4 protein-coding genes are annotated in these 5,345 nt (G+C 73.9%); all 4 read right to left on the bottom strand.

All coding sequences use genetic code 11. The annotated features are described in order from the left end of the window. Positions 1-643, bottom strand: a 643-nt coding sequence (locus CTKZ_RS08325) for an RDD family protein (RefSeq protein ID WP_148090470.1), incomplete at its 3' end; no start/stop codon positions are given. A 235-nt stretch (positions 644-878) separates the two neighbouring features. Continuing rightward, complete coding sequence (locus tag CTKZ_RS08320; protein WP_124342514.1) at positions 879-1,886, bottom strand: polyprenyl synthetase family protein; 1,008 nt, start codon at positions 1,884-1,886, stop codon at positions 879-881. A 53-nt stretch (positions 1,887-1,939) separates the two neighbouring features. Then, positions 1,940-3,634: an NADH-quinone oxidoreductase subunit NuoN gene (gene nuoN, locus CTKZ_RS08315; protein WP_124342513.1), complete on the bottom strand. Its 1,695-nt coding sequence runs from the start codon at positions 3,632-3,634 to the stop codon at positions 1,940-1,942. Further along, a complete protein-coding gene (locus CTKZ_RS08310; RefSeq protein ID WP_124342512.1) occupies positions 3,631-5,175 on the bottom strand; it encodes an NADH-quinone oxidoreductase subunit M in 1,545 nt (514 codons plus the stop codon). Before CTKZ_RS08310 ends, nuoN begins: the two co-directional genes overlap by 4 nt. Between the last annotated feature and the right edge of the window lie 170 nt (positions 5,176-5,345).

The raw sequence follows: 5,345 nt of genomic DNA, 5'->3' as shown, positions 1-5,345 counted from the left end.
GTTCGACGCCGCGCGCGACGGCCGTCTCCCACGCGTCGCGCGCATCGGCTCGGCCGGCGGCGGAGCGACGGGGCCCGTCGACGGCGGCGCGACGACCGTGCCCGCCGCGCACGGCCCGGAGGGCACCGGCCCGGACGACGAGGGTCCCGGCGGCCTTGTCGTGCCAGCCGCGCTGCGCGGGCTCGCGGTCCCACACGCCGGAGATCACGACGACGACCTGGCCGACGAAGCAGACCAGCACACCCGCGGCGACGACGAGGTTGCGCAGCAGGATCGCGAGCAGACCGGCCGGCAGGCCCGTCCGGACGGCGACCGTGCGGATGCCCAGCGCCGCACCGCCGATGGTCGCGCCGGTGATCGCCTCGGCGGCCCACTGGCCGACACCCACGAGGAGCGCGAGCACGCCCGGGAGGACCATGAGCCCCGGCGGGCGCCCGTCCGCGCCCGCGCCCGCGGCGAGGGCGATCGCGGTGCCGATCCCGTAGGCCGCACCGAGCACCGCGCCGTCGACGACGTACGCGAGGAACCGGCGCACGACCGGTGCGACCTCGTCCGGGGCGACCGGGACGCCGCCCGCGACCGACCGGGGCGCCGGCCCGCGCGCGGCGCGGGGCCGCTGGGGCTCGACCGGGGGTGTGCTCACCGTGACCTCCGTCGCGGCCTCGGGCGGGTCCGCGCCGTCATGCTGCCAGATCGCGCCGCGACCCAGCGTCGACGTCCCGCATGTCCCGACGTCGTGCCCCCGGACGGGTCAGCGGCCGGGCCGGTCCCGGCGGCCGGGCCGGTCCCGGCGGTCGGGCACGCCGCCGGGCGCCGTACCTCGCCGGTCAGGACACCTCGTCGGTCACGGGCACGGTCGGTCCGGACGCGCCGACGGGTCAGGACGCGCGGTCGACCAGCGCGTCCGCGAACGCGACGAGCGCGTCCTTGACGGGTCCGTCGGGCAGCGGCGCGAGCTCGGCGACGGCCTCGTGCGCGAGGGCCACGGCCCGAGACCGCGTCTCCTCGACCACGGGGTGCGCCCGCAGGGCCGCGACGGCCGCCGCGAGGGCGTCGTCACCGGTCAGGTCGGCGTCGAGCTGCTCGACGAGCGCGACGTCGTCGAGCGACGCGTCGGCTGCGGCGGCGCGGGCACGCAGGAGGAGGGCGGGCATCGTGGGGACGCGCTCGCGCAGGTCGGTGCCGGGGGTCTTGCCGGTCACGGCACCGTCGGAGGTGAGGTCGATGACGTCGTCGGCGAGCTGGAACGCGACGCCGATCTTCTCGCCGAAGGCCGTGACGGTCCGGACGACGTCGGGCCGGCAGCCGGCGAACATCGCGCCGAAGCGGGCGGACGTCGCGACGAGCGACGCAGTCTTGTCGGCGAGGACCTGGAGGTAGTGCGCGACGGGGTCCTCGTCGGGGCGCGGGCCGACGGTCTCGTGCAGCTGGCCCAGGCACAGCCGCTCGAACGTCGCGGCCTGGATGCGGACCGCGTCGGGGCCGAGGCCCGCGACGGTCGCGGACGCGCGCGCGAACAGCAGGTCGCCCGTGAGGATCGCGACGGAGTTGCCCCACACCTCGTGCGCACTGGGTGCCCCGCGGCGCAGCGGCGCGGAGTCCATGACGTCGTCGTGGTAGAGCGTCGCGAGGTGCGTGAGCTCGACGACGGTGGCCGCGTCGACGACCTCGCGCCGTGCGCCGTCGCCCAGCTCGGCCGTGAGGAGCGTGAGCAGCGGCCGCAGCCGCTTGCCGCCCGCGTTGACGAGGTGCCGGGAGGCGTCGTCGGCGAGCTGGTCGGCGTGCGTGACGGAGTCGCGCAGGCGTTCCTCGACGAGCGCCAGCCGGTCGGTGAGGCGCGCGCTCAGAGCAGGGTCCGCCAGAGCGATGGCGGTCGTCGTGGTCACGGCACGAACCTATCTTCCCCGCGCGGGTGGGTCGGACACCCCGCGCGGCCGCGTCACGGCAGGAGCTGGGCCACGTCGCCGATGAGGTCGAGGACGGGCGACGGGACGATGCCGAGCACGACGGTGAGCACCGCGCACACGGCGATCGCGACGACGGCGAAGCCCTCGCTCCCGACGACCGTCGTGGTGGTGGCCGTGGCCTTCTCGACGAGGGTCGCGGTCACGCTCGTCCCCGCGGGCGTCGGTGCCTCGACGGGCTCGTCCGAGACGGTCGCGGCCGCTCCCCCGGTCACCTCGTCGGCACCGTCGCCGGCGCCGCCGAAGAACATGAGCACGATGATGCGCACGTAGAAGAACGCGGCCGCGGCGGACGACAGCACGCCGACGACGGCGAGCGGCCAGGCGCCGCCCTCGACGGCGGCCGAGAACACCGCGAACTTCCCGATGAAGCCGGCGGTGAGCGGGATGCCCGCGAACGACAGCAGGAAGAGCGCGAACGTGACCGCGAGGAGCGGGTGGGTGCGTCCCAGCCCGGTCCACTGCGACAGCCGGGTCGCCTCGCCGAGCACCGGCCCGGGTTCCTCGCCGGCGCCCGCCGACCGCTCGCGCACGAGCCACACGATGCCGAACGCGCCGATCGTCGCCGCGCCGTAGGCCAGCAGGTAGAACAGCACGGCCGGGATGGCGGACTCGTCGAGCGCGACGATGCCCGTGAGGATGAAGCCCGCGTGCGCGATCGACGAGTACGCGAGGATGCGCTTGACGTCGGTCTGCACGAGCGCGGCGACGGTGCCGACGACCATGGTCGCGATCGCGACGGTCCACAGCACGACCGACAGGTCCCACTCGAGGTCCGGCAGCACCACGTAGACGATGCGCAGCAGCGCACCGAACGCGGCCACCTTGGTGCAGGCGGCCATGAAGCCGGTGATGGGCGTCGGGGCGCCCTGGTAGACGTCCGGGGTCCACGTGTGGAACGGGACGGCGCCGACCTTGAACAGCAGGCCGGCGAGCACGAGCACCGCGCCGACGAGCAGCAGCCCGTCCACCCCCGTGACCTGGAGCGCCTGGTCGGCGATCTCGGAGTACCGCAGCGAGCCCGAGTAGCCGTACAGCAGGCCGATGCCGAACAGCATGATCGCGGACGCGAACGCACCGAGCAGGAAGTACTTCATCGCCGCCTCCTGCGAGAGCAGGCGGCGACGGCGGGCCATGCCGGTCAGCAGGTACAGCGGCAGCGACAGGACCTCGAGCGCGACGAACAGCGTCAGCAGGTCGCCCGCGGCGGGGAAGATCAGCATGCCGCCCACCGCGAACAGCAGCAGCGGGTAGACCTCGGTCTGCTGGAGGCCGCGTCGACGCGCGAGCTCCTCGTAGTCCGAGCTCGGCACGGCCGCCGCGGACGGCGCGAAGGCGTCCTCGCCGGTGTCCGTGCGGTCGGCCACGACCAGGATCGACAGCAGCGCGAGCAGCGCGATCGTGCCCTGCAGCACGAGCGTCGGGCCGTCGACGATGATCGAGCCGCCGACGACCGCCGTGCCGCCGTCGGACGCGACGCCCGACCACAGCGCCGCGACGGCGACGAGGGCCGCCGCGGGAGCGGCGAGGCCGAGCGTGACCTGCACGGGCCGCCGCACGCGGGCCGGGACGAACGCCTCGACCAGCACGCCCGCGACGGCGGCGAGCAGGACGATGAGCGCCGGGCTCAGCAGCGACCACGGGATCTCGGGCGCGGTGAACGCGTTCACTTGTCGGTCCCTTCCTGGGCGCCGTGGGGTGCGACGTACGGCTCGACGCCGACCTGCTGGAGCGTGAGGTCCGCCGGCGGCCGGACGAGGTCGAGCGCGGGGCCCGGCACGAAGCCGAAGACGAGCATGAGCGCGATGAGCGGGCCGACGACCCACCGCTCGCGCGTGTCGAGGTCGGGCATCGCGACGAGCTCCTCGCGGACCGGTCCCGTGAACACCCGCTGGTAGGTCCACAGCACGTAGATCGCGGCGAGCACCACGCCGAAGGTCGCGACGATCGACGCGGCCGGGTGGCGCGTGAACGTGCCGACCAGCACGAGGAACTCGCTGACGAACGTCGACAGGCCGGGCAGCGACAGCGCGGACAGGCCGATGACGAGGAACGTGCCCGCGAGCACCGGGACGACCTTCTGCAGCCCGCCGAAGTCGGCGATCTGCTGCGACCCGCGCCGCGCCGCGAGGAACCCGACGAGGAGGAACAGCCCGCCCGTCGAGAGGCCGTGGTTGACCATGTAGAACGACGAACCCGCGATCGACGTCGCGGAGAACGCGAAGATGCCGAGCACGATGAAGCCGAAGTGCGACACCGACGTGTACGCGACGAGCCGCATCATGTCCTTCTGCCCGATCGCGAGCAGCGCGCCGTAGAGGATCGACACGACCGCGAGCACGATGATCACCGGCGCCGCCCAGCGGGACGCGTCGGGGAACAGCGGCAGGCACAGCGTGAGCATCCCGAACGTGCCGACCTTGTCGAGCACGCCGACGAGCAGCGTGGACGTCCCGGCCGGCGCCTGCTGCGCCGCGTCGGGCAGCCAGGTGTGCACGGGGAACATCGGCGCCTTGATGGCGAACGCCAGGAAGAAGGCCAGGAACAGCCACTTCTCGAGCGTCGGGTCGAGTGCCAGGCCCGTGAGGTTCTCGGTGAGGAAGCCGTCCGCGCCGCGCGGCCCGTTGAGGTACAGCGCGATGACGCCGACCAGCATGACGAGCCCGCCGGCGAGCGAGTACAGCAGGAACTTCACGGCGGCGTACCGGCGCTGCTCCCCGCCGAACATCCCGATCATGAAGTAGACGGGGATGAGCATCGCCTCGAAGACGACGTAGAAGAGGAACACGTCGCGCGCCGCGAACACGAGGACGATGAACGCCTCGAGCAGCAGGACCAGCGCGAGGTACTGCCGCAGGCGGTCCGTGGGCACGCTCAGCGAGCCCTGCTCACGCCACGCCGCGAGGACGACGAGCGGCACGAGCACGACGGACATGAGCACGAGCACGAGGCCCACGCCGTCGACGCCGACGGCGTACGAGACGCCGAGCGCGGGGATCCAGGAGTGCGTCTCGGTGAGCTGGTGCGCGGCGGCGTCCGCGGTGTCGAACGCGAGCAGCGCACCGACGGCGAGGACGAGCTCGGCGATCGCGAACCCGAGCGCCACCGCGCGGGTCCGGCCGCGCCAGCCCGCGGGCAGCGCCCAGAGGGCGACCGCTCCGAGGACGGGCAGCACGACCAGCGCGGTCAGCCAGGGGAAGGAGGTCGACATCGGTGGGGGCTCTCCCTCAGCTCTGGGTGACCAGGACGGCGACGACGAGCACGACCAGGCCGATCACGGTCGTCGCGGCGTAGGAGCGGACATAGCCGGTCTGCACCCGGCGGGCCAGGTCGCCGAGACCGACCGTCGCGCGGCCGACACCGGTCACGGTCCCGTCGACG

Origin of the sequence: Cellulomonas algicola (genome assembly GCF_003851725.1) — a bacterium.
Taxonomy (GTDB): Bacteria; Actinomycetota; Actinomycetes; order Actinomycetales; family Cellulomonadaceae; genus Cellulomonas; species Cellulomonas algicola.
Note: the sequence above shows the minus strand (reverse complement) of the source record. Positions and strands in the feature narration are given on the sequence as shown.

Coding starts and splice junctions, on each gene's coding strand:
- CTKZ_RS08310 (WP_124342512.1), bottom strand. CDS start 5,175: ATGTCGACCTCCTTCCCCTGGCTGACCGCGCTGGTCGTGCTGCCCGTC.